A 24,573-nucleotide genomic window follows, 5' to 3' on the forward strand; every position below is an offset into this window, starting at 1 on the left:
TCCACCCCGAAGGGCTTCATCGTTCGACTTGCATGTGTTAAGCACGCCGCCAGCGTTCGTCCTGAGCCAGGATCAAACTCTCCATGAATGTTTACTCGGCCAGTAAATTAATACAGCCGGTGCACACGCACGAAAGAGCGGGCGCATCATGTCGGAATATGACCGACGCGCCACAACGTCCTCGCTGTGTTGTTGCCTGCCAGCACCCGAAGGCCCGACAGGTCTTTTTCAAAGGAACCTCATCCACCGAAGTGGACGGGGTATCAACTTCTGGCGTTGATTTTTGGCACGCTGTTGAGTTCTCAAGGAACGGACGCTTCCTTCGTACTCACCCTCACGGGCTTTCCTCCGGGCTTTCGTTCTTGCGTTTCCGACTCTATCAGAGTCTTTCGCGCTTGCTTTCCGGGGTCTTCGCTTTCGCGCTTTCCCTTTCCGGCGATTCCGACTCTATCAGGGATTCTCGCTCTCCCTGACCACTCTCCGTTTTGCCAAAAGGGCATACGGAAAGAAGTCGAGCTCGAGATCGGTGATGGAGTGGAGGGATCCCGTCCATCAGACGTTCGCGAGAAGTTCACACGAGGCGTCCTGGCGGGAGTCACGACAGTACAGGCCCTGTGGTGCCCAAGCAAATCGAATAAGGCGTATGGTCTAGTCCACCGGTCTAGTCCACTAGTCTCCGTGCCGAAGGGCCAGCCCGGATCGGGACCAACATCGGGCGAACCCGAACATCTTGTGCCATATCCTTCTGAAGAGTACGCCGTTCGCGACAGGTAGTGACGGCGACACGACGCAGCCCCACCCCTGGGAGGCCCCCCATGACCAGCGTGACGTCCCCACTTGCCGGGCGCGCCATCGGACTCGCGGCAGTGCCCGATCCGGTGTTCTCCGGCGCGATGGTGGGACCGGGCACCGCTATTGATCCCGTGCGCGAGCCTTCGGAGGCGGTGGCCCCCGTTGACGGTGTGGTCGTCTCCCTGCACCCGCACGCGTACGTCGTTGTCGACGGCGATGGCCACGGTGTGCTCACGCACCTGGGGATCGACACCGTGCAGCTCAACGGCGAGGGCTTCGAGCTGCTCGTGAACAAGGGCGACACCGTGGCCCGCGGCCAGGCCGTGATCCGTTGGAACCCCGCCGCCGTCGAGGCCGCGGGCAAGTCCCCCGTCTGCCCGGTCGTGGCGCTGGAGGCCTCTGCCGAGTCCCTCTCCGATGTGGCCGAGAGCGGCGACATGAAGGCCGGGGACGTTCTCTTCGGCTGGAAGTGACCGCGCCGGCCTGACCCCTCCGCCCACAGGGGCGCGAGTCGGACATCCACCGCGGCGGCTGGGGCCGCCGCTCAATCGGAGACGGGTGAAATGGAGACAACGCTGCGAGGCGTCGGCGTGAGCCACGGTGTGGCGATCGGCGAGGTCCGGCACATGGGTACGGCGGTTCTCGAACCGCCGGCGAAGCAGATCACCGCGGACGAGGCGGAGCGCGAACAGGGGCGCGCCCGTCAGGCCGTGGAGGCTGTCTCGGCCGACCTGATCGCGCGCGGCCAGCTGGCCGGCGGCGAGGCTCAGCACGTCCTCGAGGCCCAGGCGATGATCGCCACGGACCCCGAGCTGATGGCGGACGTGGACCGGCGGATCGCCGTCGGCAGCACCGCCGAGCGCGGCGTGTACGACGCGTTCGCCTCCTACCGGGACCTGCTCGCCGGGGCCGGCGAGTACATGGCCGGGCGGGTGGCCGACCTGGACGACGTACGGAACCGGATCGTGGCGCGCCTGCTCGGTGTGCCGATGCCCGGCGTGCCGGACAGCGACGAGCCGTACGTGCTGATCGCCCGTGACCTGGCGCCCGCGGACACCGCGCTGCTCGACCCGGCGCTCGTGCTCGGTTTCGTGACCGAGGAAGGCGGCCCGACCAGTCACAGCGCGATCCTCGCGCGGGCGCTGGGCGTGCCGGCGATCGTCGCGCTGCCGGGTGCCGGTGAGATCGCCGAGGGTACGGTCATCGCCGTCGACGGCAGCACCGGTGATCTGTTCGTCGAGCCGAGCGATGAGAAGCGGGCCGAGCTGGAGGCCGCGGCTGCCGAGCGGAAGGCCGCTCTCGCGGCGTCGTCCGGTCCGGGTGCCACCTCCGACGGCCACAAGGTGCCGCTGCTGGCCAACGTCGGCGGTCCGGCGGACGTACCGGCCGCCGTCGAGGCCGGGGCCGAGGGCGTGGGCCTGTTCCGCACCGAGTTCCTGTTCCTGGACGACAGCAAGAAGGCGCCGTCCGAGGAGAAGCAGGTCGAGTCGTACCGCAAGGTGCTCGAGGCCTTCCCCGAGGGCCGTGTCGTCGTACGGGTGCTCGACGCCGGTGCCGACAAGCCGCTGGACTTCCTGACTCCGGGCGACGAGCCGAACCCGGCTCTGGGCGTGCGCGGTCTGCGGACGCTGCTCGACCACCCGGAGGTGCTGCGCACCCAGCTCACCTCGCTGGCCAAGGCGGCCGAGGGGCTGCCCGTCTACCTCGAGGTCATGGCCCCGATGGTGGCGGACCGGACCGACGCCAAGGCCTTCGCGGACGCGTGCCGTGCGGCCGGGCTGCGGGCGAAGTTCGGCGCGATGGTGGAGATCCCCTCCGCCGCGCTGCGGGCGCGCTCGATCCTCCAGGAGGTCGAGTTCCTGTCGCTGGGCACCAACGACCTGGCCCAGTACGCCTTCGCCGCCGACCGTCAGGTCGGTGCGGTGTCGCGGCTGCAGGACCCGTGGCAGCCGGCGCTGCTCGACCTGATCGCCATGTCGGCCGAGGCCGCCAAGGCGGAGGGCAAGAGCTGTGGCGTCTGTGGCGAGGCCGCTTCGGACCCGCTGCTGGCCTGTGTGCTGACGGGTCTGGGTGTCACCTCCCTGTCGATGGGTGCCGCTTCCATTCCGTACGTACGGGCGACGCTCGCCAAGTACACCCTCGCCCAGTGCGAGCGCGCGGCTGCCGCCGCGCGGGCGTGCGACAGCGCCGAGGAGGCCCGTGTGGCCGCCCAGGCGGTGCTGTCCGGCGAGTAGCCGGAGGGCGTGCGCAGTCGATCGAGGGGTCTTCGCCGGTGGCGAGGGCCCCTCGGCCGTTTCCCCGGGTGCGGGCCTGCGGGTCTAGGGGTGTGGGCCCGGGGCGTCCACCTCGTAGCCGGGGCAGTACTCGACGCCCGGTTCTGGGGCCACGGGCTCCCCGGTGTCGGCGTCCGTGCAGTAGGCGTTGAAGACCGCCGCGGCCGAGAGGACGGTGAGGCGGCCCCGGTCCAGGCGCCAGCCGTGGACGCGGTCCCGGTTGCCTTCGGTGGTGCTCCGCAGGACCAGTCCCCCGGGGCCGCCGAGGGCGAGGCCGGCGGCGAGGACGGTCACGAAGTCGAGGGCCTCGCGGCCTTCGATGCGGGGTGGCGCAGCGGCCCGGCCGTCGCCGGTGTCGGCGTGGAGGACGGCGACGAGCTGTTCCGCCTCGGTCGGCACGCTGCACACGAGGTGATGGTGGCCGGGGCCCGCGCCGGCCAGCAGGCGTTCGAGCGCGGCGGCGGCGCGTTCGAAGGAGGCCTGGCCGATGTCCTCGCCGCAGTCGGCACAGGTTCCGACGCCGGCCAGGAGGCTGGTGGCGTACTCCCAGGTGGCCTGTCGGACGGCCTCGTCCACGAGGAGCGGGACGAGTTCGTCGATGGGCTGTCCCGCATACGGCAGGCCGGCGCCGGTGCCGGCCAGCTCTGCGGTGAAACGGGTGCGGGCCTCGGCCGTGTCCGGGTCGAGGCCGTGCTCCGCGCAGTACTCGGCGTACTCCTCGGGGTCGAAGAGGGCGACGGTCGTGTGGATGCCCTGCGCCGCGAGGGAGCGGAGCAGGGCCTCGACGTGGCGGAGGTAGTCCTCGTGGTCGTCGAAGGTGAAGCTGTGGTAGCCCCGCATGGCCGCGAAGTCCCCGGCGTCGGCGAGCAGGCCGACGGTGCCGGGGACCTCGCGGCGCAGGATGCGGCGCCGGTCGGGGCCGGTCCTCGCCGCGCGCGTGCGTGAGGTCCTTCCCGTCCTGCCCGTCCCGGCGGTGCCGGTTGCGTTGGTGTTGGTTCCGGTGTCCTTCTTCGGTGGCATGGCTCCCCCTGAGTGCCGCAATCGCTTTCTCACTCAGAGTAATCGCCGCCACTGACAGTGAGGTCAGCCGCGGGTGCGGGCCAGCTCCTCGTAGAAGTGGAGGAGGTCGATGTTGTCGACGGAGCCCGGGTTGACGGCCTTGGCCAGCGGCGTTCCCTGGAGGAGCCGCTTGACCGGGACCTCGATGCGCTTGCCGGTGAGGGTGTGCGGGATGGCCGGGACCTCGATGATCTCGTCGGGGACGTGGCGCGGGGAGAGTTCCTCGCGGATCGTCGCCTTGATGCGCGCACGCAGCTCGTCGTCGAGCGTGGCGCCGGGGGCGAGGTGGACGAAGAGCGGCATCCAGTAGCCGCCGTTCGGCTCCTCCAGGCCGATGACCAGGGATTCCTTGATCTCCGGAAGGCGCTCGACGGCCTCGTAGATGTCGGCGGAGCCCATCCGGACACCCTGGCGGTTCAGGGTGGAGTCGGAGCGGCCGTGGATGATCACCGAGCCGTGGTCGGTGATCGTGATCCAGTCCCCGTGGCGCCAGGTGCCCGGGAACATCTCGAAGTAGCTGTCGCGGTAGCGGCTGCCGTCGGGGTCGTTCCAGAAGCGGACGGGCATGGACGGCATGGGATTGGTGACGACGAGCTCGCCGACCTCGCCGATGACGGGCTTGCCCGACGGGTCCCAGGCCTGGAGGTCCGTACCGAGGCAGGCGGCCTGGAGCTCTCCGATGTGCACGGGGAGCGTGGGCACGGCGCCGACGAAGCAGCTGCACACGTCGGTGCCGCCGCTGACGGAGGCGATCCAGAGGTCCTCGGCCACCTCGTCGTGGAGCCAGCGGAAGCCGTCGGGCGGGAGCGGGGAGCCGGTGGTGGCCACGCACTTCACGGCGGAGAGGTCGAAGTCGCGGCCCGGGTGCACCTCGGCCTTGCGGCAGGCCATGACGTAGGCGGCGGACGTGCCGTAGAGGGTGGCCCCGGTGCGCTCGGCGATGCGCCACTGGGCGCCGGTGTCGGGGTAGCCGGGGCTGCCGTCGTAGAGGACGACGGTCGTGCCGGTGAGCAGGCCGGAGACGAGGAAGTTCCACATCATCCAGCCGGTGGAGGTGTACCAGAAGAACCGGTCCTCCGGGCCGAGGTCGCAGTGCAGGCCGAGCTGCTTGAGGTGTTCGAGGAGGATGCCGCCCTGGGACTGGACGATGGCCTTGGGCAGGCCGGTCGTCCCGGAGGAGTACAGGACCCAGAGGGGGTGGTCGAAGGGGACGGCCTCGAAGACCGGCTCGGTGGCCGCGGAGGTGAGGGCGGACCAGTCGAGGGCGCCCGCGGGGGCCGGCGTGCCGAGGAGGGGGATGTGGACGACGGCGAGCAGGGAGGGCAGCTCGGCGCGGAGCTCGGCGACGGTGTCGCGGCGGTCGTGCTCCTTGCCGCCGTAGCGGTAGCCGTCCACGGTGAACAGGACGACCGGCTCGACCTGCTGGAAGCGGTCGAGGACGCTGCGGGCGCCGAAGTCGGGCGCGCAGGAGGTCCAGACGCCTCCGACGGCGGCGGTGGCGAGGAGGGCGACGACGGCCTCGGAGATGTTGGGGAGGTAGCCGCTGACCCGGTCGCCGGGGCGCACGCCGAGGGCGCGCAGCTCGGCGGCGAGCGAGCCGACCTGGCGGCGGAGCTCGGCCCAGGTGACGGGGGTGGGCTCGTGGGTCTCGTCCACGCACAGCAGGGCGGCGTCGTCGGCGCGGGCGGGGTCCTCGGCGGCGCGCAGGGCGTGCTCGGCGTAGTTGAGGGTGGCGCCGGTGAACCAGCGTGCGCCGGGCATGGAGCGGTCGGCGAGGACGGATTCGTACGGGGTGGCGAAGCGGACCTCGAACCACTCGGCGACGGCCTGCCAGAAGGTGTCGAGCTCGTCGACGGACCAGCTCTGCAGGGCGGGGTAGCCGCCGTCGGCCGGGGCCCCGTGGCGCTCGGCGGCCCAGGCCTGGAAGGCGGTGATCCGGGCCGCGGCGATCCGGTCGGGGCCCGGGGCCCAGAGGGGTTCCGGCTGCGTGGCTGAGGTCATGGGTCGGCTCCCGGTCAATTCTGCGGCTCGCGCTTCGTGTGCGTACGGTGCCATCGCGCGGGGGGTGTGCGCGCGGCGGCTCACTGGGACGATGCCACGTGATCGACATCCGCACCAGAGCAGTCTTCACCGCTTTCGGCGCCGGCGGCATGTGCACCGCCACCACTCTGCGGCGGTCGCCCGTGGGTGAACGACAGTTGAACGCACCACGCTCGGCCGGGGGCCGGTGGCAGGGTGACGGCATGAACGGTCGTGATCTGGTGCGTGCGGTGAAGGACATGGGCAACGAGCGCGGACGGCGCGCCTGGCTCTCGGCGTGGCGCCACCGGCGCACGGACGCGGAGGGTCTTCCGCGCCGGGGCGCGGAGCGGGCGCGCGTGCCGGGGCTGCTGGTCGGTACGGAGCCCCGGCCGGGCGGGGGCGTGCTGCGGTTCGCACGTTCGGAGCTGCTGGTGCGGGTCACGGCGGGCGGGGCCGTGTTCTGGGGCTGGGACGGTGCCGGGCCGACGCCCTCGTACGCGGTGGTGGGCAGCGGCCCCGAGCCGGACCCGCGGGCCGTGCTGGAGCCGGACACCGGGGGCGGCTGGCGGGTGGTGTCGGAGCGGGTGACGGTGGCGGTGTCCCGGTACGGGGCGGTGGAGGTGCGGACCCCGGGCGGGGCGGTGCTGCGGCGGGAGCTGCCGCCGCGGTGGTGGGAGCCGGTTCCCCTGGCCGGGGAGGCGACGGGTGGGGGGACCCCGGGTGGGGACGGGACGCCCGGTGGGGACGGCGTTCCGGGCCGGGGCGGGGGCGGAACTCCGGGCTGGGTCGGGGCCCCGGGCGACGGCCTGGCTGGGCCGAGGGGGCCGGTGCGGCTTCACGATCGGGGCTCCTCCCCGGACCCCGCGCCTCAAACGCCGGCGAGGCCGGAACCGCGGTGGTTGCAGCGGAGTGAGGTGGCGGCCGATGCGCGGTTCTTCGGGCTCGGGGGGCGGGCCGCCGGGCCCCGGCTGCGGGACGGGGCGTACCGGCTGTGGAACACGGATCCGAAGGGCGGCTTCGGGCCAGGTGACGATCCGCTGTACCTGACGATGCCGGTGCAGATGGTCGTCGCCGACGCGGGCACGCACCTGGTGTTCCACGACAACTCGTGGGACGGCCGGGTGGTATTGCGCGAGGGCGAGGAGGGCGCGGGCTCGGGGGTGGACCGGCCGGGGGTGACCGAGCTGCGCATGGAGGGCGGTCCGCTGCGGTGCTGGGTGCTGGTGGGGACGCCCGCGCGGATCCTCCAGGGCTGGTCGAGGCTGACGGGCGGCGCCGCGGTGCCGCCGGAGTGGGCGCTGGGGTACCAGCACGCGCGGTGGGGTTTCGGCAGCGCGGCGGAGGTGCGGCGCGTGGTCGGGGGGTACGCCTCGCGCGGGCTCCCGCTGGCGGCCGTGCACCTGGACATCGACCACTACGACGGGCACCGGGTGTTCACGGTGGACGAGGAGCGGTTCCCCGATCTGCCGGGGCTGGCACGGGAGTTGGGCGAGCAGGGCGTGCGGCTCGTGTCGATCGTCGATCCGGCGGTGAAGACGGGTGACTCCGTGCACGCGTCGGGGCGCGGGGTGGGGACGGGCGGGGCTTTCGTACGGGACGCGCGGGGCGGGGAGGTGCGCGGCGAGGTCTGGCCGGGCGAGTGCGTGTACCCGGACTTCACGGATCCGGTGGTGCGGGAGTGGTGGGGCGGGCTGTACGAGGAGCGGCTCGCGCAGGGCTTCGCCGGTTTCTGGCACGACATGAACGAGCCGGTGTCCTTCGCGCCGTTCGGGGACGCCACGCTGCCGCGGTCGGCGCGGCACGCGATGGACGGTGCGGGCGGGGACCACCGGGCCGGGCACAACGTGTACGGGCTCGGGATGGCGCGGGCGGGCTGGGAGGGGCTGATCCGGCTGCGGCCGGCGGAGCGGCCGTTCCTGTTCTCCCGGTCGGGGTGGGCGGGGATGCAGAGGTACGGGGGCACGTGGTCGGGGGACGTGGAGAGCAGCTGGGAGGGCCTGCGGGCCTCGCTGGCGCTGGTGTTGGGGCTCGGGCTGTGCGGGGTGCCGTACTCGGGGCCGGACGTCGGGGGGTTCGGCGGGTCGCCGTCCCCCGAGTTGTACGTGCGGTGGCTGCAACTGGGGGCGTACCTGCCGCTGTTCCGGACCCACTCGGCGATCTGGGCGGGGCGGCGGGAGCCGTGGGAGTTCGGGGCGGAGGTGGAAGAGCAGGCGCGGGCGGTGATGGCGGAGCGGGAGCGGCTGCGGCCGTACTTCGTGACGCTGTCGCACCTGGCGCGGCGGACGGGGGCGCCGTACGTGCGGCCGGTGTGGTGGGGGACGCCGGAGGAGCGGGGGCTGCGGGACTGCGAGGACGCGTTCCTGCTGGGCGATGCGCTGCTGGTCGCTCCGGTGCTGGAGTGCGGGGCGGACCGGCGGGCGGTACGGCTGCCGCGGGGGCGGTGGTACGACACGGCCACGGGGGCGGCGTTCGAGGGGCCGGGGCAGATCCTGCTGGACGCGCCGCAGGGGCGGATCCCGGTGCTGGCGCGGGCGGGGGCGGTGATTCCGGTCCGGTCGGCGGGAGGTGGCGGGGTGGAGCTGGAGGTGTGGGCTCCGGCGCGGGGGCGTACGGGGGGCGGGGTGGTGATCCGGGATCCGGGGCCGGGGTTCGAGGCGGGCGAGGTCGAGCGGTACACCGTCCGGTGGGGTGGGGACGGGGTGGTGGTGGAGACGGAGGCCGGGGGGCTGGTGGACGGTGTGGTCGTACGGGGCGTCTAGCGGCGGGCCGGGCGGGGCTCGGGGTGGCTGGGCCGGGTGGGTGGGTGCGGCTTCACGATCGGGGCTCCGCCCCGCGCCCCGCGCCTCAAACGCCGGCGGGGCTGGAATTGGCTGGGCGAGTGGGCAAGTGCCGCTACATGATCGGGGCTCCGCCCCGGACCCCGCGCCTCAAACGCCGGCGGGGCTGGGTGTGGTCGGCGGGGCTGGGAGCGGTCGGCGGGGCTGGGAGCGGTTAGCCGTAGTGGCCCTCGAACCAGGACTTGGCTGCCTGGGTGTGGAGGGGGAAGGCCAGGTCGGTGGGGGTTCGGAGGGTGTGCCAGCCAGTGGTTTCGTTCGTGGGGGTAGGGGCGGGGAGGGTGCTGGACGGGCGGGGCGGGAGGAGGCCGAAGAGGAGCAGGTGGCCGGCCGGGGAGCTCATGGCGTCGGCCAGGGTGACCTCCGAGGCCGGGGCGGTGATGCCGGTTTCCTCCCGGAGCTCGCGGACGACCGCTTCGCGCCAGTCCTCGCCGAAGTCGATGAAGCCGCCCGGCAGGGCGATGCCGCCGAGGGCCGGCTCGATGGTGCGGGTGATGACCACGAGGCCGGTGCCGTCCGCCTCCTCGACGGGCAGGAGGGCGATGGCCACCGGGAGCGGGTTGCGGTAGGCGGTAGTGCCGCACGCGGTGCAGTCGCGGGGCCACGTAAAGGTGGAGTAGGGCGCTCCGCAGGTGGAGCAGTGCGAGTCTCTCGGGTGTGCCGGCATGCGGGGATGGTATGCCAAGGGGCATGAGGGCAGCCGCGGTTGTGGCGTGCGTGGGGCTCCTGTGCGGCGGGGCCGCGGCTCCGCCGGGGTTCACGGCCCTGGCGCAGGTCGATCCGACCGTCCGGCAGGACGAGGAACCCGTGTGCCTGCTCGCGCGGCCTGTCGCCGCGGCATCGGGGCGGGCGCGGCGGCGGCTGCGGCGCGGCCTGTCGCTGAAGGTGTACGACTGCTGCCGGCCGCAGCGGGGACATGGGGACGCCCTTCGACTTCTTCGATCCGCGCTCGCACACGGACAGTGCGGCGGTGTCGGAGGCGGCCCGGGCGAACCGCCGGCTGCTGCGCGAGGCGCTCGGCGTGGCGGGGTTCGTCGACTTCCGGGTCTCCGGGGCGTCTGTCGGGTCGGCGTGGCCGTGAGTACCGTGCCCGCATGACGTTCGATTCTTACGAGGAATTCTGGCCCTACTACGTCGCGATGCACTCCCGCGCCGCCACCCGCTGGGTGCACCTCACCGGCACGCTCACCGGGCTCGCCCTGACCGTCTACGGCGTGGCGCGCGGGCGGAAGCGGTATCTCGCCGCGCTGCCCCTGATCGGGTACGGGACCGCCTGGCCCGCGCACTTCCTCATCGAGAAGAACAATCCGGCCACCTTCGGCCATCCCGGGTGGTCCCTGCGCGGGGACGCGCAGATGATCCGGATGATGCTGGCCGGGCGTGACGCGGAGTTGGCGGAGATCGCGCAGAAGTGGCTCGCCGAGAACCGGTGACCTCGTAGCCCGCCCGTGCCAGACTTCTGACGATCCGTCAGTTGTCTGGCTTGGGAGGGGTCTTGGCACGCACACGCACACCCGTCGTGAGCGGGTGGTTCACCGGGGACGGTCCGGGCGGCGGCTTCCGGCTGCTCGGCACCCGGTGTTCCGCCTGCACCGCGGTGTTCTTCCCGCGCGAGGACGCGTACTGCCGCAATCCGCACTGCCCCGGCGGCGGCGAGCTCGCCGAGGTGCCGCTGTCCCCGCGCGGGCGGGTCTGGTCCTACACCGACGGGCGCTATCGGCCGCCCGCCCCGTACGTGTCCGATCCGGAGGCGCCCTGGGAGCCGTACACCCTGGTCGCCGTGGAGCTGGAGGCCGAGGGGATGGTCGTGCTGGGGCAGGCGGCGCCGGGGGTGGGCGTCGCCGATCTGGCGGTCGGCATGGAGGTCGAGGTGGTGGGCGGAGTGCTGAACGAGGATGCCGGGACCACCTGGCTGACCTGGCAGTTCAAGCCGGTGGGAGGAGTCGCGTGAGCGCCGCCGACATCGCCGTGCTCGGCGCCGGGATGCACCCGTGGGGCAAGTGGGGCCGCAGCTTCGTCGAGTACGGGCGGGCCGCGGCGCGGGCGGCGCTCGACGATGCGGGGCTGGACTGGACGGACGTCGGGTCGATCGTCGGCGCCGACACCGTGCGCTCCGGTTATCCGGGCTACGTGGCCGGGGCCACCTTCGCGCAGGCGCTCGGCTGGCAGGGCGCACGGGTGACCAGCGTGTACGCGGCCTGCGCGTCGGGGGCGCAGGCGATCGGGACGGCCCGGGCGCAGATCCTGGCGGGCCTGGCCGACGTGGTGCTGGTGGTGGGCGCGGACGCGGCGCCGAAGGGGTTCTTCGCGCCGGCCGGGGGCGACCGGCCGGACGACCCGGACTGGCTGCGCTTCCGGGTGCTGGGCGCCACCAATCCGGCGTACTTCGCGCTGTACGCCCGCCGCCGGATGGCCGTGCACGGGGACACCGCGGAGGACTTCGCCCTGGTCAAGGTGAAGAACGCGGCGGCCGGGGCGCTCAACCCGTACGCCCGCTACCGCAAGACGGTCTCGGCCGAGGAGGTCGCGGCCTCGGCCGTCGTCGCCGATCCGCTGCGGCTGCTCGACATCTGCGCCACCTCCGACGGGGGCGCGGCCCTGGTCCTGAGCAGCATGGACTTCGCGCGGTCGCGGGGCGTCGCCGACCCGGTGCGGATCCGGGCCGTGTCGACGGTGACCCCCACCTATCCCCGTACGGTGCTGGACCTGCCGGACATCGCCACCGACTCGGTGGTGGCCGTGGAGCCCGCGGCCGGCTCGTTCCGGGCCTCGATCGCGCGTGCCGCGTACGAGGAGGCGGGGCTCGGCCCGGAGGAGCTCTCCCTCGCCGAGGTGTACGACCTGTCCACGGCGCTGGAGTTGGAGTGGTACGAGGACATCGGGCTCTGCGGGGAGGGTGAGGGGGCCAAGCTCGTACGGGAGGGCGCGACGGCCCTCGGCGGGCGGATCCCCGTCAACACCAGCGGCGGGCTGGCCTCCTTCGGAGAGGCGGTGCCGGCCCAGGCCATCGCCCAGGTGTGCGAGCTGACGTGGCAGTTGCGGGGTACGGCCGGGGCCCGGCAGGTGCCGGGGGCACGGGCCGGGATCACCGCCAATCAGGGGCTGTTCGGGCACGGTTCGGCCGTGGTCGCGGTGCGCTGAGCGGCGGCTACCGGCGGGTGTTGTCCGAACGCTTGACGGCCCCCGGCGGCGGGTTCACACTCGCTCCACAGTCCCGCGCCGCGCCGGGACCCCGGATCCCCCCATGAGAGCTGCGGCCCGTACCCCAGTCGGCGGGGGTACGGGCCGCCTCCACGTCCGGCCGACCCCGTGAGCGCTCCGGGTCAGGCTCCCGCCGTGAGGCTCCGGCGGCGGGCCCGGGCCAGCGACATCGCGTGTTCCACGACCCCGACCAGGACGTCCTTCACGGACTCCCGGTCGCGGGCGTCGCACAGCAGCACCGGCACGCCGGGGTCGAGGTCGAGTGCCTCCCGTACGGTCACCACGGGGTGCCGGTCCGCGCCGTCGAAGCAGTTGACCGCGACGACGAACGGGATCTCGCGCCGCTCGAAGTAGTCGACGGCGGCGAAGCAGTCGGCGAGGCGCCGGGTGTCCGCGAGGACCACCGCGCCGAGCGACCCCTGGGCCAGCTCGTCCCACAGAAACCAGAACCGGTCCTGCCCGGGAGTGCCGAACAGGTACAGCACCAGGTCCTCGCGGAGCGTGATGCGCCCGAAGTCCATGGCCACGGTGGTGGTGCTCTTGCCCTCCACTCCCCCGGTGTCGTCGATGGCGGCGCCGGGCTCCGAGAGCTGTTCCTCCGTCCGCAGGGGTCTGATCTCGCTGACCGCACTGACCAGGGTGGTCTTGCCCACCCCGAAGCCGCCCGCGACCAGGATCTTCAAGGTCAGCGGTTCGACCGGTGACACGGCGTGCATGGCACCGGTGCGGCTAGAGCGCCCGAAGGCCATCGATCACCTCACGCAGAATGGATTCATCGGGCAGTTCGGCCGGCGGTACCGGCCGGGTCACGTGGACCAGTTCCTCGTCGACGAGGTCCCCGATCAGGACCCGTACGACCCCGACCGCGAGGTCGAGCTCGGCCGCGAGTTCGGCGACCGACTGCGGCCTCTCCAGGCACAGGCCGAGGATGTGGACGTGTTCCGGGGACAGGCTCATGTCCCAGGCCGGATCGTCGGCCGCCGCTTCGGCGACGACGAGGGCGATCAGGTCGAGTCGGTGCTGGCCCGCGTGGCTGGTCCGACCGCGGGTCATGGCGTACGGGCGTACGACCGGACCCGCCTCGTCGTCGAACCAGTGCGTGGGGTCGGGGGCGGGGGCCCGGTCGGCGACCGGGGTGTCGGAGGGATGGTCCTGGCCTGGTTCGCTCATGCCGTACGACTCACCCTCCGGCTGGCAGCCCGGTGCGCGGGGCGGTCGCCAGGTGGTCGCCGACGCGCTTGACCATCAGGGTCATCTCGTACGCGACCTGGCCGACGTCGGAGTCGGCGTCGGAGAGCACGGCCAGGCAGCTGCCGTCGCCCGCGGCCATGACGAACAGGAAGGCCTCGTCGAGCTCGACGACGGTCTGGCGGACCTTGCCGGATTCGAAGTGCCGGCCGACGCCCTTGGCCAGGCTGTGGAAGCCGGAGGCCACCGCGGCGAGGTGCTCGCTGTCCTCGCGGGTCAGGTCCTTGGAGCTGCCGGTGGGCAGGCCGTCGCCGGAGAGGACCACCGCCTTGCGGATGGATCCGACCTTGTCGACGAGCTCGTCGAGGAGCCAGTTGAGCGGGCCGGAGCCGCGGCCCCTGGTGTCGTTTCCGGTCTGCGGTGCGGTCATCGACCGTCCCCTTCGTTCTCGTATCCGGGACCCGTGGCGGCGGGGGTGCCGGCCTCGGTCTCCGACTGCTGCTGTGCGTGCTTCCTGCGGCCCGCGGTCCAGCCGCGCTGGAGTGCGGACATGCGCGCCCGTACGTCCTCCGCGTCCCGGTCGGCCACCTGGTCGGGGGCGGCATCGTCGGGGGCGGGGGCCGGGGAGTTCTTGAGCTGTGGGGCCAGGCTGGCCTGGCGGACCCGGCGGGGCAGGCCGCCGGGGCCGGTGGGCGCCGGCGCGGCCTGCGGGGTGCTCTTGGGGACGGCCTTCGGCGCGGGACCCTGCGTGGGCGCGGGCTGCGGCACCACGTGCACCGGGCGCGGCTCCACCCGGCGGCCGTGTTCGGCGACCAGGGTCGGGGCGGGGCGGCGGCGGGGCAGCGGCACGGCTCCGCCGGAGCGGGCGCCGTCGGGGCGCGGGACCTCCAGGCGCTGGGTGTCCAGGCGCACCGGGCCGGTGGGGGCGAGCGGCTCGCGCTCGCGGTCTCCCCTGCGGGCGGCGTGGCGTTCGGTGTGCCGGTCGGTGTGCGGCCGGTCCGCCGGGCGCAGCCCGAGCAGGGAGCTGCGCGGGGTGCCGTTCGGCGGGGTCTCGTCGTCGAGGGTCGCCATGGCCGGGCGGCCGCCGATGCCGTCCAGGACGGCGGGGTCGTCGAGGCCGTCGAGGCCGTCGAGGGGCGCGACGGCCTGCACCCCGTCGAGGCCGAGGACGTCGAGCGGGGCCTCCAGCTCCACGGGGCCGCGCAGTTCGGCGCCGGCCGGCAGCGGGCGGCCGGCGGGGACGCGCTCCACGGCGGCGGGCGCGGGGCGGCCGGTGGCGACGGCCCCGGTGCCGGCCTTGGCCCCGTCGAGCCGGATGCCGGTGCCGTTGGTCTCGGGGGCCTCGGTGAGGATCTCCACGGGGAGGAAGACCACCGCGGTCGTGCCCCCGTACGGGCTGGGCTGCAGGGCGACCTTGACGCTGTGGCGCTGCGCGAGGCGGCTGACGACGAACAGGCCGAGCCGGTCGGTGTCGGAGAGTTCGAACTCGGGGGTCTCGGCGAGCCGCAGGTTCGCGTCGAGCAGTGCGTCCGGGTTCATGCCGAGGCCGCGGTCGTGGATCTCCAGCGTGAAGCCGTTGGCCACGCGCTCGCCGTGCACCTGGACCGCGGTGTGCGGCGGCGAGAACACGGTGGCGTTCTCCAGGAGTTCGGCGACGAGGTGGGTGATGTCGGCGACGGCCGGTCCGGCGATGCCCAGGCGCGGGAGGCGGCGTACCTCGATGCGCTCGTAGTCCTCGACCTCGGCGACCGCGGCCCGTACGACGTCCATCAGCTGGACGGGCTTGCGCCACTGGCGGGAGGGCGCGGCGCCGGAGAGGATCACCAGGCCTTCGGCGTGGCGGCGCATGCGGGTGGTCATGTGGTCGAGGCGGAAGAGGTCGGCGAGCTCCTCGGTGTCCTCGGTGCGGCGCTCCATGGTGTCGAGGAGGGTCAGCTGGCGGTGCAGCAGGACCTGGTTGCGGCGGGCGAGGTTGACGAACACCTCGGAAACGCCGCGGCGCAGTTCCGCCTGCTTGACGGCGGCCTCGACGGCGGCGCGCTGGAGGGTGTTGAGGGCCTGGCCGACCTGGCCGACCTCGTCCTTCTCGTACTCCAGGCGGGGCGCCTCGGTCTCGACGTCCACGTGCTCGCCGGCGGCGAGGCGGCGCATCACGGCCGGCAGCCGGACGCCGGAGACCTCGTGGGCCTCCTTGCGGAGGCGCGAGAGGTCGCGGACCAGTTCGCGGCCGATGCGCACGGAGAGGACCAGGGAGACGATGAGGGCGATGAAGCCGAGGATGCCGGCGACGGCGGCCTGGACGAGGACGTCCATGGCGACGGGCTCGACGCGCTTCTGGTAGCGGTCGCCGGCGTCGGTGCCCATGGCGGCGAGGTCGTCGAGGAGCTTGGTCGACGCCTCTTCCCACTGGGCGGCGGTCAGGCCGCGCGGGTTGCGGACGGCGCCGGCGCTGAGGAAGCGTTCCTCCGCGTCGCGTACGGCCTTGGAGTCGACTCCGCCCCAGTACTGCTCGAAGCGCTCGCGCTCGGCGGCCGGGAGGATGGCGAGGTTGAACTCGTAGAGCAGCTTGCGGTTGGCGACGAAGTCGGAGACGTGGCGGATGTCGGCCGGGCCGGTGTTGCGGGCGGCGAGGGCGGAGGCGATGACGGCGTCCTCGCGGGAGAACGCCTCGCGGGCCCGGGTGACGCCGACGAGGGCGCGGCCCTGCTTGTCCATCTCCACGTTCTCCAGGGCGTGGAGATTCATGAGGAACTCGTAGCAGGGGTCGACGAGCCGGCCGTAGAGGTCGAGGGCCTGGGTGGGGTCGAGGCTGTTCGAGTCGACGGAGTGGCGCAGGGCGCCGACGCCGCGGAAGGCGGCGAGGATGGAGCGCAGGCGCTCGGCGTTCTGCGGGCTCAGCTCGTCGACGACCTCGGGGTCCTGGGCGCTGGCGCTGATCTGCTCTACGGCGGCGTCGGTTTCGGCGCGGCGCTTGGCGAGTTCGGCGGTGGCGTTGGCCGCGCGGGGGTCGCCGATGAGGACGAGGGTCTGGCGGCGTTCCTTCTGGATGACGCGGACGACGTCCTCGATGGGGTAGCCGACCTTGTCGATGACGTAGGCCACGTCGAGGAGTTGGACGGCCTGGCGGCCGGTGATGACCGTGGCGAAGCCCCAGAGGGCGGTCAGGGAGACGAGCGGCACAAGGAGCAACGCCACGATCTTCCGGCGGATGGACTTCCCGCGAAAGCGCATGGCCTCCCCAGCCTCCCCCAGCTCAACCCCGTTGTCCGGGATCGGTGTTCCGTCATTTAAACGGCGTGAGCCTACTACTGCCACGCAGCGGCATCGAAGGCGTGTCCGGACGTTTTCGGCCGGACGCCTGGACGAAGATCACGAGTTGTCCGATACTTCCGGTGAATAGCCGCCCGATATGCGGCAGATGACACTTGGTGGGGCGTCGGTTCCCGCAACCCGATGGATGGCTGGAATTATTCGTTCCGCGATCACCGGGGGCGGTGGAAGTGTCCGGGATCCGGGAATCTCCCGGCGGTGCGGATCGTCTTCTGTTCGGGGTAGACGTGTGGGGTGGGCATGGCCGACCGCGCGGTGGGGAGGGAGCGGAACGATGAGCGGACACGAGGGCGGCGGGGGCGGGGGCCGGCGCGGGCTGTGGGTGGAGGAGCCGGCACGCCGGCCGCGGATGCCGGATCCGGTGCGGGCGTCCGCGGTGCGGGCGGTGCTGATCGTCGCCGTGACGCTCACTCAGGCGACGATCGCCTTCCTCCTCACGATCACCGGCTCGTGGCTCGCCTTTCCGATGGTGCTCGGGGCGGTGGCGGGCACGATCGTGGCCACGTGGGGGGTCTTGGACGTGGTGATCACCCGGCAGACGTGGAACCAGCGGTACGGGGTCGTCTCGGAGCCGAGCAGTACGGCGCGGGCGCGGCGCCGCGAGGCCGCGCGCTCGGCGCGCCCGTCCCCCGGCCCGGGCCGAATAGCCCGCGAGGACGGCCCCCTCACGGCCTTCGGCCGCCGCTAGGCCGCGGCAGGCCACGATGCGCCGTTCGGTCAGCCTGAGGGTGAGCCTCGCGTGGCTTTGCGCTCCGGAGTCCTAGCGTGACCCCATGACGAGGAGACAGGACCTGGCACAGCGGGCGGCCGTGGTGCTCTGCGTGACGGCGGCGCTGACGGGACCGGGGAACCCGGCCGGCGCATCCGCCGGGACGGCGGCAGTCGAGCGGTCCCCGCGGGGTGATGCCCTCGTTTACGTCGCCAACCTCCACTCCGACACGCTGTCGGTCGTCGACGCCGGCACCGGCACGGTCGTGGACAGCATTCCCGTCGGGAACGGACCGGACAGCGTGGCCGTCAGCCCGGACGGCTCCCGCGCCTACGTCACCAATTCCGCGGCGGACACGGTATCGGTGATCGACGCCCGTACCAGGACGGTCGTCGCCACCGTCGCTGTCGGGGACGAACCGAGCAGGGTGACGGTCTCTCCCGACAACCGGAACGTCTACGTCGCCAACGTCGGCTCGGACAACGTGTCGGTGATCAGCACCCGCACCCTTGCCGTGACCGACACCATTGCGGTGGGCGACGCCCCGCTGGGCGTGGCCGTGGCACCCGACGGATGCACCCTGTACGTCGCCAACGCCGCGTCCGGCACCGTCTCGGTGGTCCGGACCGCCACCGCAACGGTCACCGGAACCATCCCCGTCGGCAGCGGACCGACCGCCCTCGTGCTCACCCCCGACGGCCGCCGCCTGTACGTCTCCAACCTGGACTCGGACGACGTGTCGGTGGTCGACGTCCACGACGGCGCGGAATCGGACCGCATCCCGGTCGGGGACCAGCCTGCGGGCATCGGCGTGCTACCGGACGGGCGCCAGGTGTACGTCGCCGACATCGGGTCCGACGACGTGTCCGTGATCAGCACGCGCGGCGGCGCCGTCACCGAAACCATCGCCGTGGGAGACGGCCCCAACGGCCTGGCTGTCAGCCCGGACGGCTCCCGCGTCTACGTCAGCAACTTCGACTCGGACACCCTGTCGGTCATCGACACCTCGACGGCCCGCGTGACGGACACGGTGGCCGTGGGCGACGGGCCCACCGGCGTGGCAGCGGTTCCGGGAAGCCCACTGGGCAAGGCCCCGTCGAAACCCGCCCCCCGTGACCGCTAGGCCGTGGGGGCCGTTCGGCGGAACATGCGGGTGGCCGTGATCTCGCCGTGGATGGTTTCGGCCTCCGGGGACCGCTGCGGCAGGCCCGGGCGCAGGTGCTCCTCCACGCTGATGTACTTGAGCCCCGCCCGCAGGTCGGCGTCGTTGCGCAGCCGGATGACCAGCGGGAACTCGGCCAGTGCCGTGGTGTCGAACAGCCCCGTCGTGTAGAGGAGCTGGACGCCGAGCGCGTCCGAGACCGCCCGCTGGAGCTCCAGCAGGTACGTGGCGTTCGCGCGGCCGATCGGGTTGTCCAGGAACAGCGTGCCCGCGTGGCGGTGCTTGTCCCGGCCGCGGTCGTTGCTCCGCAGCGCGGCCATCGTGCAGTAGAGCGCGATCGCCGCGGTCAGCAGCTGCCCGCCGGAGAAGACGTCGCCCATCTGGCCGACGGGGACCCGCTCGGCGCGCAGCACCGCGTCCGGCTTGAGGATCTCCACCGAGATGCCCTTGGGTTCGAGGGCGGCCTGGACCCCCCTCAGCAGCAGGGACATGCCGTCGCGGCGGCCTTCCCCGAAGGAGGCGGTGCTGTTCTTCTTCACCGCCGCGCGCGTGGCCTCGTCGATGACCTCGCCGAGCCGTTCCGTCAGCGTCGCCTGGTCCGGCTCCTCGAAGCGGATGCGCAGGAACTCCTGGCCCGACCATTCGCCGAGGCCTTCGGGGAGCTGGGAGAGCCGCTGCGCCGAGCGGAGCGTGGCCAGGGCCGATTCGACCAGGCCGCGCAGGCGGTCCACGATGCTGTCGCGGTTGCGCTCCAGCTGCGCCAGCTCGTCGGTGAGGACGCGCAGCCGCGGGGCGAAGGCGCTCGCCCAGGCCGCCGCGTGCTCGGGCAGTGCGGAGGCGGGCAGTTCGCGGATCTGCTGGCGCGCGGGGGTGCGTACCTGCTCGTAGCGGGTGGCGTTGGCGTGCCGGACCAGGACGTCGCTCGCCTCGCGCACGGCGGACTCGGCGGCCGACAGGTCCGCCGCGCAGCCGCGCAGGGCCCGGCGGGCCTCGGTGGCCGACTGGCGGGCCTCCTCCAGCGTCCCCGGGTGCGGCACCGGCTCCTGCTCGTCGTCGGGGTGGGCGTGGGCGTGGTCGCGCAGGAGGTCCCGCAGCAGGGCCGCCGTCTCGTCGAACCCGCCGGCGCCGTCCTCCGCCGTGCGGTGGGCGCGCAGCAGGTCCGCGTGGGCGGCCCGGGCGCCCTCCACGGCGGCGGTGTGCGCGGCGAGTTGGGCGGTGGCCGTACGGAGCAGTCCCTGGGCCTGGTCCACGTCCTGCGGGACGAGTTCCTCGGGGAGTTCGGTGTGCGCCCCGCCCTCGGCGGGGGCGTGCCGTTCGGCCTCGCCGCGCAGCCGGCCGAGCTGCTCGCTGGCGGCCGACGCGCGGGTCTCCAGCATCTGTACGAGGGCCTCGGCGCGGGCGGCCGCGGCCTGCCGGGAGGGTCCGTCGGCTCCGTCGGTGCCTTCGAGGAGCTGGGCGGCGCGCGTACGGACCTTGTTGGTAAGGCGGTCCAGTTCGGCGAGGGCGGCGCTCTCGTCGCTCTCGGCGCGGGCCTGCTCGGCGCGCAGGTCGGCGCCGACGCCGACCTTCTCGTAGAGCTGGGAGGCGGCCCGGTAGGCCTCGCGCAGGTCCGGCAGCGGCGCCTTGACGGTGCCGTCGTCCTCCGGGAGGGGCTCGGGGGCGCCGGCGATCTCGGCGCGCTCGGCCCGCAGGGCGCGGGCGGTGCGGCGGGCGTCGTCGGCGGCGCGCTGGGCGGCGCGCCGGTCCTCGTCGGCGGCGCGGGCCCGGTCCAGGCAGACCTCGGCGCGGGCCTCGGACTCGGCGGCCTCGTCGGCAAGTTCGCGCAGGCGGGCCTGCCAGCCGGCCCGCTCGCGCAGGCGGAAGGCGAGGCCGGCGAGGGCGTCGGCGGCGCGGCGGGCGCGCTGGGCGGTGTCCTGGCGCTCGTCACGCACGCGGGCGGCGTCGGCGGCGGCCTCGTCGGCTTCGGCGCGTACGGTACGGGCCTCGGCGAGCTCGGCGTCGGCCTCTTCGGCGAACGCCCGGGCGGCCTCGGCCTGCTGCGCCAGCTCGGCGAGGCGGCCGGCCGGGCAGCCGGTGCGCCAGGAGGCGAGGCGCGCGGCGAGTTCGCGGTCGCCGGACAGGCGGGCGGCGAGGTCGCGGATCTCGGTGTCGCGGGCGGTGGCGCGGGTGCGCAGCGCCTGGCGCTCCTCGTCGGCGGCGTGCTCGTCGTGCATGGCCGGGTTCGGCGGGACGAGGAACACTGCCGTGTCGGTCGCGTCCGCGGGCGGTACGGGCGCCAGCAGGGCTGCGGCCGTGCCGACGGCGACGGTCGAGCGGGGCAGCAGGGCGGCGCCGGAGAGGACCTCGCGGGCGCGGCTGTGGGTGTCGGGGTCGGTGATGACGACGCCGTCGACGAGTTCGGGGCGGGCGGCGAGGACGGCGGCGTGGTCGGCGGGGTCCACGGACTGGGCGAGGTAGCGCCAGCCGGGGAGGGCCGGGATGCCGTGTTCGCCGAGGTACTCGACGGTGGCGAGGACGTCGGGGCCGGGCGGCAGCAGGCCGCCGTCGCCGAGGGCGCCGAGGATGCGGGCGTCGTCGGCGGCGGCGGTGCGCAGCTCGAAGAGGTGCCGTTCGGCCGCCGCGACTCCGTCGGTGAGCAGGACGTGCAGGTCCTCGGCGTTCCGGTCGAGGTCCCCGGCCGTGAGCCGTCCGGCGGTGGCCGGGTGGTCCTGGGCTCTGCCCGGGGCGGCGCCCTGCGGGCCGCCGGGGGCGCCCGGGCGGCCGTGGGGCGAAGCGGCCGCGCCGGCGGCGGTGCCCTGATCGGCGACGTGGGCGTCGGAGGCGCCACCGGCGGCATCCTCGCGTCCGTCGGACCGGGCGTGGCCGCCGGCCCCCGCGGAGGCTTGGCCCGCGTCGGCGCCCGTGGCAGTGCCCGGGGCGTCCCCGCCCCGGGGGCCGGGGACGCCCGGAGCGTCGGCGGGGGCGTCCGGGAGGCCCAGGAGGGCGGCCAGGCGGGGGGATTCGGCGAGGGAGGCGGCGGCGCGGTGCTCGGCGTCGTGGGCGGCTTCGGCCGCGTCGGCGGCGTCCGCGGCGCGGGCGGCGGTGAGTTCGGCGCGGGATTCGGCGGCCGCGGCCTCGCGGGCGGCTTCGGAGGCGGCCCGGGAGGCTTCGCGGGCCTCGTCCCAGGCGGCCACCGCGGTCTTCTCGGCGTCGGTGGCGGCGAGGGCGGCCCTGGCGGGGTCGGCGTCGGGCGCGGAGTCGTCGAGCCAGCCGGCCCGGACGGCCTCGGCGGTCTCCTGCTGGACCTCGCCGAGCCGGGCCCGCAGGTGTTCGGCCTCGCTGCGTGCGCGCTGGGCGGCCGTGGCGGCGGCGGTGGCGTCGCGGTGTGCGGACTCCCCGGCGGCCTGGAGGGCGGCGGAGCGCTCCTCCTCCTCGTTGGCCACCCGCTCGCCGTGCTCGGCGGCGGTGTGCAGGGCCCGTACGAGATCGGCGGCGGCCGTCGCGCGGGCGGCGAGCGCCGGGGCGGCGTCCCGCTCGGCCTCGCGGATCGCGGCGGCGACGCGCGCGGAGCGGTCGGCGGCCGCGCGGTGGCGCAGGACGGTCTCGGCGGCCTGCCAGGCGGAGTGCAGGGTGCGGGCTTCGAGGAGTTCGCGGCGCTGGGCGGCGGCGGCCTTGTCGGCGACGGTCAGGGCCAGCGAGGCGTGCCGGTAGGCGAGTTCGGCGGAGACGGCGGCGCTGCGCGCGCGGGCGGACTCGGCGGCGGTGACCTCGTGGGCGGCGCCGGTGACCCGCTGGGCGAGGTCGGCGGCGCGGCCGCGCTCCTCGCCGGCGCGGGCGGACAGCCGCCGGGCGAGGGTGCGCGTACGGCGCTCCGCGCCCGCGTGGACGTCGCGCAGCCGGGAGCGGGCCTGGGCGGCCTCGACGATGCGGGTGAGCAGGTCCACCGAGCCGGCGGTGAACTCCCGCTCGGCCATCAGCTCGGCACGCCGGCCGAGCTTGTTGCCGAAGCCGTGGACGAGGTCGGCGAGGCCGTCCGTATCGCGGGTGTCGGTGACGGCGCGCAGCAGGAGGTCGGTGAAGTCGGAGTCCTTCTTGACCGCGAAGAGGCCGGCGGCCTCGCCCTCGTCGGCGTTCATCTCGCGCTGGTAGCGGAAGAGTTCGGGGTCGAGGCCGAGGTCGGTGAGGTGCTCGTTCCAGCGGTCGTGGATCTCCTCGAAGGAGACCTCCAGGTGCGGGTAGGCCTTGCCGGCCTCGGTGAGGGCGTCGCGGAAGCCCTTCATGGTGCGGCGGCGGCCCTGGGCGCCGGAGGCGCCCTCGACGGGCGGGCGGACGGAGGTGGCCTCGGCGACGGGGAGGTTGTCGAGGCTCAGGCCGGGGCCCGGGCGGAAGGAGTACCAGGCCTCGGCGAACTTGCGCGGGTCGTTGGAGACCTGGCGGCCGCGCCATTCGCTGACTTTGCCGACGACCACGCACTCGCCGGTCTGGGTGTGCTGCCATTCCAGGGCGACGTGGCCGCAGTCGTCGGCGAGCAGGAACTTGCGCAGCACGCCGGAGCTGGCGCCGCCGAGGGTGTTGCGGTGGCCGGGGAGCATGACCGAGAAGATCAGCTTGAGGAGGACGGACTTGCCGCCGCCGTTCTCCAGGAAGAGCACGCCGGCGGGCGCGGGGCGGCGCGGCGGGCCGGTCGGCTCGTCCTCGAAGAACTCCGCCTGGGCGGGCGCCGGGTGGGGCACCGGCTCGCCGACTCCGCGCAGGTCGAGCACGGTGTCGGCGTAGCGCGCACCGGCGGGCCCGATGGAGTAGAGGCGGATCCGGGACAGCTCGTACATGGCGGCGGACTCTCGTTGTTTCTCGGTGTGTCTCGGTACGTAGGGCGGGCGGATCAGGCGTGGAACGGGAGCCCGGCGTCGGCCGCGAGCTCCAGGTCGTCGCCCTCGGGCGGCGGCAGGAGGGTGGCGGAGCCGTCGCTGACGGGGACCACGCCCAGTTCGAGGAGCTCGGCCATGGCCGCGCTGCCCGCCATGTCGCGGACCTGGAGCTGGTAGCGGGGGGTGGTGCGGTAGGTGCCGCCGGCCTCGTCGCCGGTGCGCTGGAGGAACCCGGAGTCGGTGAGGAAGGCGGCGGCCTTGCCGACGATGCCGGTGGTGGAGCCGGCGAGGCGGCGGGCGTCCTTGGTGGCGCCGGTCGCGCTGCGGCGGGCGTAGACGCGCCAGGCGGCCTCCAGGCCGGGGGCGTCGGAGGCGGGGTCGGTGTTCTCGCCGAGCTCCTCGGCGCGCTCCTCCAGGCGGCGGCAGGTCTGGCGGACGAAGGCGTCGACGCCGTTGACGGTGATGCGGCCGATGTAGCCGTCGTCGGCGAGGTCCTCGGGGCGGGGGTAGGCGAGGGCGGCGACGGCGAGGTGGGCGAGGCCGTGCAGGAAGCGGTCGGCGGAGTCGGCGGTGGTGCGGCGGGCGTAGTCGCCCATGCGGACGGCGAAGACGGAGTCCTCGCCGGCGGCCACGGCCATGCCGGCGCGGGGGGACACCTCCAGGACGACGAGGCCGAGGCCGGTGGCGACGGCGTCGGCGAGCCGGCCGAAGGCGGTGTCCTCGCGGTAGCGGCGCAGCAGTTCGGCGTACTCGGCGTCGCGGGCGGGCAGCAGCTTGGGCTGGAGCCCGAACGCGACGAGCCGGGCCGCGTCCGCGGCGTCGGCGGGGGTCACGGGGGCGGCCGCGTGCGCCGCGGCGGGCGCGACGGGAGCCGACGGCGCGTCGGGCTCGCTCCACGCGGTGTGCTCGGCGTGGTGGTCGCTCACGGGGACGTCTCCTCGGCGGTACGGGTGTTCCGGGTACGGGCGGTACGGGTGCGGGGGATACGGGAGCAGGCGGCCCTCGTAGCGGCGGCTCCGCCGGTGCGCGGATTCGGCCTCTCGGTGCGCGGCGTCGCGGGGTCCGGGGCGGAGCCCCTGGGGGCACCCCCAGCGGTAGCTGGTGGAGAAACCCGCGGCCGCCGGGCACCGAGCTCCGGCGGGGCGGGGTTCGGCCC

Annotated in this window: 18 protein-coding genes and 1 rRNA gene; 9 read left to right on the forward strand and 10 right to left on the reverse strand. The window is 74.0% G+C overall.

Features of this window, described 5'->3' with window-relative positions; all coding sequences use genetic code 11:
- Positions 1–88: ribosomal RNA gene (locus tag ACFTXQ_RS32210) — 16S ribosomal RNA — on the reverse strand; the annotation flags it as partial.
- A gap of 727 nt (positions 89–815) precedes the next feature.
- Between ACFTXQ_RS32210 and ACFTXQ_RS32215 the strand changes: the two genes are divergently transcribed.
- Both ACFTXQ_RS32215 and ptsP read left to right on the forward strand, forming a co-directional pair.
- On the forward strand, positions 816–1,265 hold the full coding sequence (locus tag ACFTXQ_RS32215) for a PTS glucose transporter subunit IIA (RefSeq protein WP_382647816.1): 450 nt from the start codon (positions 816–818) through the stop codon (positions 1,263–1,265).
- Between the two features lie 90 nt (positions 1,266–1,355).
- Positions 1,356–3,026 carry a phosphoenolpyruvate--protein phosphotransferase gene (ptsP, locus tag ACFTXQ_RS32220; RefSeq protein ID WP_382647819.1) on the forward strand — a complete coding sequence of 557 codons (1,671 nt, stop codon included), beginning with the start codon at positions 1,356–1,358 and terminating at the stop codon, positions 3,024–3,026.
- 84 nt (positions 3,027–3,110) lie between these two features.
- Here the strand turns inward: ptsP and ACFTXQ_RS32225 are convergent, their stop codons facing one another.
- Together ACFTXQ_RS32225 and ACFTXQ_RS32230 are read right to left on the reverse strand one after the other, a co-directional pair.
- Positions 3,111–4,085 (reverse strand): hypothetical protein, encoded by a 975-nt coding sequence (locus ACFTXQ_RS32225; RefSeq protein WP_382647822.1) that lies wholly within the window; start codon positions 4,083–4,085, stop codon positions 3,111–3,113.
- Between the two features lie 63 nt (positions 4,086–4,148).
- Positions 4,149–6,125, reverse strand: a complete 1,977-nt coding sequence (locus tag ACFTXQ_RS32230) for an acetoacetate--CoA ligase (protein ID WP_382647824.1) — start codon at positions 6,123–6,125, stop codon at positions 4,149–4,151.
- Positions 6,126–6,367: 242 nt separating this feature from the next.
- Here ACFTXQ_RS32230 and ACFTXQ_RS32235 point away from each other — a divergent pair, with 242 nt between their 5' ends.
- Positions 6,368–8,905 (forward strand): glycoside hydrolase family 31 protein, encoded by a 2,538-nt coding sequence (locus ACFTXQ_RS32235; protein ID WP_382647827.1) that lies wholly within the window; start codon positions 6,368–6,370, stop codon positions 8,903–8,905.
- A 232-nt stretch (positions 8,906–9,137) separates the two neighbouring features.
- On the opposite strand, the gene ACFTXQ_RS32240 is transcribed toward ACFTXQ_RS32235, so the two are convergent.
- Positions 9,138–9,647 (reverse strand): NUDIX domain-containing protein, encoded by a 510-nt coding sequence (locus tag ACFTXQ_RS32240; protein ID WP_382647829.1) that lies wholly within the window; start codon positions 9,645–9,647, stop codon positions 9,138–9,140.
- Between the two features lie 249 nt (positions 9,648–9,896).
- On the opposite strand from ACFTXQ_RS32240, the gene ACFTXQ_RS32245 reads away from it, so the two are divergent.
- The 4 genes from ACFTXQ_RS32245 (at position 9,897) to ACFTXQ_RS32260 (ending at position 12,121) form a co-directional block, all read left to right on the forward strand.
- Positions 9,897–10,061 (forward strand): M15 family metallopeptidase, encoded by a 165-nt coding sequence (locus tag ACFTXQ_RS32245; protein WP_382647832.1) that lies wholly within the window; start codon positions 9,897–9,899, stop codon positions 10,059–10,061.
- Between the two features lie 13 nt (positions 10,062–10,074).
- Complete coding sequence (locus ACFTXQ_RS32250; RefSeq protein ID WP_382647834.1) at positions 10,075–10,413, forward strand: Mpo1-like protein; 339 nt, start codon at positions 10,075–10,077, stop codon at positions 10,411–10,413.
- A 62-nt stretch (positions 10,414–10,475) separates the two neighbouring features.
- A complete protein-coding gene (locus ACFTXQ_RS32255) occupies positions 10,476–10,931 on the forward strand; it encodes a Zn-ribbon domain-containing OB-fold protein (RefSeq protein WP_382647837.1) in 456 nt (151 codons plus the stop codon).
- The gene (locus ACFTXQ_RS32260; protein WP_382647840.1) at positions 10,928–12,121 is read left to right on the forward strand and encodes a lipid-transfer protein; all 1,194 of its coding nucleotides are present in this window, start codon (positions 10,928–10,930) and stop codon (positions 12,119–12,121) included. The genes ACFTXQ_RS32255 and ACFTXQ_RS32260 overlap by 4 nt, the downstream gene beginning before the upstream one ends.
- Positions 12,122–12,303: 182 nt before the next feature.
- Here ACFTXQ_RS32260 and ACFTXQ_RS32265 read toward each other — a convergent pair whose 3' ends face one another.
- The 4 genes from ACFTXQ_RS32265 to ACFTXQ_RS32280 are packed head-to-tail and all read right to left on the reverse strand — an operon-like array spanning position 12,304 to position 16,600.
- Positions 12,304–12,930 carry an ATP/GTP-binding protein gene (locus ACFTXQ_RS32265; protein ID WP_382647843.1) on the reverse strand — a complete coding sequence of 209 codons (627 nt, stop codon included), beginning with the start codon at positions 12,928–12,930 and terminating at the stop codon, positions 12,304–12,306.
- Complete coding sequence (locus ACFTXQ_RS32270; protein WP_382647846.1) at positions 12,911–13,351, reverse strand: DUF742 domain-containing protein; 441 nt, start codon at positions 13,349–13,351, stop codon at positions 12,911–12,913. Before ACFTXQ_RS32270 ends, ACFTXQ_RS32265 begins: the two co-directional genes overlap by 20 nt.
- A 10-nt stretch (positions 13,352–13,361) precedes the next feature.
- Complete coding sequence (locus ACFTXQ_RS32275; protein ID WP_382647848.1) at positions 13,362–13,799, reverse strand: roadblock/LC7 domain-containing protein; 438 nt, start codon at positions 13,797–13,799, stop codon at positions 13,362–13,364.
- Positions 13,796–16,600 (reverse strand): nitrate- and nitrite sensing domain-containing protein, encoded by a 2,805-nt coding sequence (locus tag ACFTXQ_RS32280; RefSeq protein ID WP_382647851.1) that lies wholly within the window; start codon positions 16,598–16,600, stop codon positions 13,796–13,798. Before ACFTXQ_RS32280 ends, ACFTXQ_RS32275 begins: the two co-directional genes overlap by 4 nt.
- Positions 16,601–16,973: 373 nt before the next feature.
- Here ACFTXQ_RS32280 and ACFTXQ_RS32285 point away from each other — a divergent pair, with 373 nt between their 5' ends.
- Complete coding sequence (locus tag ACFTXQ_RS32285; protein WP_382647853.1) at positions 16,974–17,387, forward strand: hypothetical protein; 414 nt, start codon at positions 16,974–16,976, stop codon at positions 17,385–17,387.
- A gap of 85 nt (positions 17,388–17,472) precedes the next feature.
- Positions 17,473–18,531, forward strand: coding sequence for a beta-propeller fold lactonase family protein (locus ACFTXQ_RS32290; protein ID WP_382647856.1), 1,059 nt, complete (start codon positions 17,473–17,475; stop codon positions 18,529–18,531).
- Here ACFTXQ_RS32290 and ACFTXQ_RS32295 read toward each other — a convergent pair.
- Positions 18,528–23,378 (reverse strand): hypothetical protein, encoded by a 4,851-nt coding sequence (locus ACFTXQ_RS32295; protein ID WP_382647859.1) that lies wholly within the window; start codon positions 23,376–23,378, stop codon positions 18,528–18,530. The two genes, ACFTXQ_RS32290 and ACFTXQ_RS32295, sit on opposite strands and share 4 nt — an antisense overlap.
- Positions 23,379–23,431: 53 nt before the next feature.
- Complete coding sequence (locus ACFTXQ_RS32300) at positions 23,432–24,343, reverse strand: hypothetical protein (RefSeq protein ID WP_382647861.1); 912 nt, start codon at positions 24,341–24,343, stop codon at positions 23,432–23,434.
- Positions 24,344–24,573 lie beyond the last annotated feature (230 nt).

It is taken from the genome of Streptomyces sp. NPDC057010 (genome assembly GCF_042673805.1).
GTDB lineage: Bacteria > Actinomycetota > Actinomycetes > Streptomycetales > Streptomycetaceae > Streptomyces.

What these genes read in the sequence shown, in the direction of transcription:
- ACFTXQ_RS32215 (WP_382647816.1), top strand. Translation starts at nt 816, where the DNA reads ATGACCAGCGTGACGTCCCCACTTGCCGGGCGCGCCATCGGACTCGCG.
- ptsP (WP_382647819.1), top strand. Translation starts at nt 1,356, where the DNA reads ATGGAGACAACGCTGCGAGGCGTCGGCGTGAGCCACGGTGTGGCGATC.
- ACFTXQ_RS32225 (WP_382647822.1), bottom strand. Translation starts at nt 4,085, where the DNA reads ATGCCACCGAAGAAGGACACCGGAACCAACACCAACGCAACCGGCACC.
- ACFTXQ_RS32230 (WP_382647824.1), bottom strand. Translation starts at nt 6,125, where the DNA reads ATGACCTCAGCCACGCAGCCGGAACCCCTCTGGGCCCCGGGCCCCGAC.
- ACFTXQ_RS32235 (WP_382647827.1), top strand. Translation starts at nt 6,368, where the DNA reads ATGAACGGTCGTGATCTGGTGCGTGCGGTGAAGGACATGGGCAACGAG.
- ACFTXQ_RS32240 (WP_382647829.1), bottom strand. Translation starts at nt 9,647, where the DNA reads ATGCCGGCACACCCGAGAGACTCGCACTGCTCCACCTGCGGAGCGCCC.
- ACFTXQ_RS32245 (WP_382647832.1), top strand. Translation starts at nt 9,897, where the DNA reads ATGGGGACGCCCTTCGACTTCTTCGATCCGCGCTCGCACACGGACAGT.
- ACFTXQ_RS32250 (WP_382647834.1), top strand. Translation starts at nt 10,075, where the DNA reads ATGACGTTCGATTCTTACGAGGAATTCTGGCCCTACTACGTCGCGATG.
- ACFTXQ_RS32265 (WP_382647843.1), bottom strand. Translation starts at nt 12,930, where the DNA reads ATGGCCTTCGGGCGCTCTAGCCGCACCGGTGCCATGCACGCCGTGTCA.
- ACFTXQ_RS32270 (WP_382647846.1), bottom strand. Translation starts at nt 13,351, where the DNA reads ATGAGCGAACCAGGCCAGGACCATCCCTCCGACACCCCGGTCGCCGAC.
- ACFTXQ_RS32275 (WP_382647848.1), bottom strand. Translation starts at nt 13,799, where the DNA reads ATGACCGCACCGCAGACCGGAAACGACACCAGGGGCCGCGGCTCCGGC.
- ACFTXQ_RS32280 (WP_382647851.1), bottom strand. Translation starts at nt 16,600, where the DNA reads ATGCGCTTTCGCGGGAAGTCCATCCGCCGGAAGATCGTGGCGTTGCTC.
- ACFTXQ_RS32285 (WP_382647853.1), top strand. Translation starts at nt 16,974, where the DNA reads ATGAGCGGACACGAGGGCGGCGGGGGCGGGGGCCGGCGCGGGCTGTGG.
- ACFTXQ_RS32290 (WP_382647856.1), top strand. Translation starts at nt 17,473, where the DNA reads ATGACGAGGAGACAGGACCTGGCACAGCGGGCGGCCGTGGTGCTCTGC.
- ACFTXQ_RS32295 (WP_382647859.1), bottom strand. Translation starts at nt 23,378, where the DNA reads ATGTACGAGCTGTCCCGGATCCGCCTCTACTCCATCGGGCCCGCCGGT.